The sequence below is a fragment of the Phenylobacterium sp. genome, from assembly GCF_031425575.1.
Taxonomy (GTDB): Bacteria; Pseudomonadota; Alphaproteobacteria; order Caulobacterales; family Caulobacteraceae; genus Phenylobacterium.
The window spans coordinates 1-2,827 of sequence record NZ_JANPJP010000310.1; the positions used below are offsets into that span (position 1 = coordinate 1).

Sequence of the window (2,827 nt, forward strand, 5' to 3'; positions counted from 1 at the left end):
GACGTTCGCCCTGCTGGGCCTTGCGGCCGGCCTCGGCGGCGGCGGCGCGCGCCTTTTCCGCCTGCTCGCGGGTGATCCGGTCGCCGTGGCCGGGCGCGTCGATGGCCAGGGTCGCATAGCCCAGCTTCTGGGCGTGGCTGATGGCGGCGGCGCTCAGGTTGGCCACCTTCTTGTGCTGCGAACCGCCGTGGCCCAGCAGGATCAGCGGGCGTGGGCCCTTCGCGCCCTCCGGCGTCCAGATGACGCCCGGCACGGCGTCGCCGTCCACGGCCAGCCGAAACTCGCGCCGCGTGACGCCGTCCTCGGTTTTCTCGCCAATGAATTCCATGGGGTCTCTCCAGAGCCAGGCCGTCTTTGCGGCCGTCAGGTTGCAATCATGGGGGCCAGGTCGGCGGCCTGGGGCAGGGTCTCGATCTGCGCGACGGCGCCCACCACCTCGGCGGCCCGCGCCGCGCCAAGCACGGGCGCCATCAGGTCCAGCGCCTTGGCCTCCACCTCGCCCGCCGTCATCGGATGGGACGGGAAGCCGACCACGTGGGGGACATAGACCTCCCGCACCGCGCCGTCCTTCAGCCGCACGATCACGCGGGCCGACTCCGTGCGCGGCTGGCCGGGCGGGGTCTCCTGGGCGGGGTCATGGACCACGTCGACCCGGGCCATCAGCGCGTGCACGGCGGCGTCACTGGCCATGCGTTCCAGCGACTGGGCCGAGACGAAATCGAGCCGCCGGTCGATCAGCATGATGGCCGTCAGGTAGGGAAGGTTGAGGGCCGGCATGGCCGCGTCGCGGAAGGCCTGCCAGCGTCCCGGCATCTCGATGCGCACGCTCTCCACAGCCGACGCCTCCAGGTCGGGCAGCAGGTCCAGCAGTCCCTTCACCGCCGGCTGGGTCGGGCCGCCGACGGGATAGCGTTTATAGGCGGTGTGGATCAGCTCCGTCCGCTCTCCCAACCCCTCGATCAGGCCCGCACGGTCGGCGTCCCCGCCGGTAAAGATCTTTGAGGCCATCCAGCCTTCGGGATGGTCCAGGCTGTCGCGCACCCCGGTGAAGCCCGCCTCCACCATCAGGGCGGCGCTGAGGCCCGCTCGGGCGCCCATGCCGGCGAACACGAAGGACTTTTCCACATGCTCGACATCCAGCAGCCATTGCCAGGACCCGGCCGCCTGCTGCGCGCAATAGGTGAGCAGGTCGGCAACCCGATCCTCGGCGAGACCCAGGATCGAGGCCGCCGCCGCGCCCGCGCCGAACACCGGCCCGATCCCGTGATTGGCGATCCCAGCGCGCCGCAGGTTGCCGACCCCCAGCGCCTTGGGGATCCGGCCCGCCAGTTCGTAGCCGGTGATCACGGCGCGCAGCACCGCCTCGCCGGAGAGCCCGCGCTGCTCGGCCAGCGCCAGGGCGACACTGACCACCGCCGGGCCCGGCTGTACGAAGGCCGAGGGGATGAAGTCGTTGATCTCCGCGCCGTGGGCGGCCATGGCGCTGGCGAAGGCCGCGTCGCCGAGGGCGGCGGTGGCGCTCGTCCCCAGGATGGTGGCGGCGCTGCGGCGGGCGTCGCCGGACTGGGCGATGGCGAAGTCGCGGGCCAGGCGGGCCGGCGCCAGGTCACGGCAGGCGACGATGGAGGCCAGGGTGTCGAGGATGTGCAGGCGCCCGAGGCTGCGGAAGCTCTCGGGAACCGCCGCGGTCTGGCTGCTCGCGATGTACGCCGACAGCGCCGGCCCGACGGCGTCAGTGGCGCTCATAGCCGTCCCACCTGTTCGGCCATGCTGGCGCAGGTGGAGAGCAGGTGTTCGATGATCTCCTGGCGGCCCTTTTCGTCCACCCGTTCGGCCGGCGCGGAGACCGAGATCGCGGCGGCGGCCTCCGGACCGCGCGCCATGATGGGCGCTGCGAAGCCCACCACGCCGGGCTGATAGCTGGCCATGGCGTAGCCCCGCTCGCGAACCTGCTGCAGTTCCACCGTCAAGGCCGCGACATCGAGGCGGCGCTTGCCGCCCATGCCGGCGGCGGTGCGCGCCAGGACCGCCTGGGCGTCGGGCGCGTGGGCCAGGATCGCCTTGCCCCCGGCCGTGAGCGGGGCGGGGACCCGGCTGCCGATGCGGGTGGTGAAGCGGATCGGGCGCGGCGAGATCATCTTGTCCAGATAGAGCACGTCGTCGCCGGCCCGGATCACCAGGCTGACCGTCTCCCCGGTGACCCGCTGCAGTTCCTGCAGGAAGCCCGAGGCGGCCCGCTTGATGGGGTGCTCGGTGATGACATTGGCGCCCAGTTCCCAGAGCTTGAGGGTCGCGGAGTAGCAGCCGGTCTCGGCGTTCTGCTGGACGTAGCCGAGGCTGATCAGCCCCGCGAGGATGCGATGGACCGTGCTCTTCTGCAGACCGAGACGCAGCGTCAGCGCCGACAGCCTCACGGGCTCCGGCGACCGGGTCAGGGCCTCGAGCACCGCGAAGGTGCGAGGCACGACGCCCTCGGTCGGCGAGGCGGGCTCCGCCGTCATCTTGTCTGTCTCCGTCGGTTGACATGATCTGCCCTGGGGCCGACCATTCTGTCAATGGAACAACGTTCCGCTTGGTGGAACTATGGTGAGCGGGAGCGGGTGATGGGAAGCGACGTGGCGGCGGACGACAGCGTCCGCTCAGGTGCCGTGGTCGAGACGGCGACCGGCAAGGTGCGGGGCGAGCGGTTCCGCGGCGTCTCGATCTTCCGGGGCATCCCCTATGGCGCGCCCACCGACGGCGCCAACCGTTTCCGTCCGCCCCAACCGGTGCAGGCCTGGAGCGGGGTTCGGGACGCCATCCTCTACGGCCAGACCGCGCCCCAGAC

The 2,827-nt window shown here is 71.7% G+C and carries 4 protein-coding genes; 1 reads left to right on the top strand and 3 read right to left on the bottom strand.

The window, feature by feature from the left end:
* The 3 genes from RMO97_RS17350 to RMO97_RS17360 all read right to left on the bottom strand — a co-directional run.
* A partial coding sequence (locus tag RMO97_RS17350; RefSeq protein ID WP_310542271.1) for a hypothetical protein occupies window positions 1–328 on the bottom strand: 328 nt, incomplete at its 3' end.
* 35 nt (window positions 329–363) lie between these two features.
* Complete coding sequence (locus tag RMO97_RS17355) at window positions 364–1,746, bottom strand: MmgE/PrpD family protein (RefSeq protein ID WP_310542272.1); 1,383 nt, start codon at window positions 1,744–1,746, stop codon at window positions 364–366.
* Window positions 1,743–2,501, bottom strand: coding sequence for an IclR family transcriptional regulator (locus RMO97_RS17360; RefSeq protein WP_310542273.1), 759 nt, complete (start codon window positions 2,499–2,501; stop codon window positions 1,743–1,745). Before RMO97_RS17360 ends, RMO97_RS17355 begins: the two co-directional genes overlap by 4 nt.
* A 102-nt stretch (window positions 2,502–2,603) precedes the next feature.
* Here RMO97_RS17360 and RMO97_RS17365 point away from each other — a divergent pair.
* Window positions 2,604–2,827 (top strand): carboxylesterase family protein (locus RMO97_RS17365; RefSeq protein WP_310542274.1); only part of this gene is annotated, 224 nt, incomplete at its 3' end.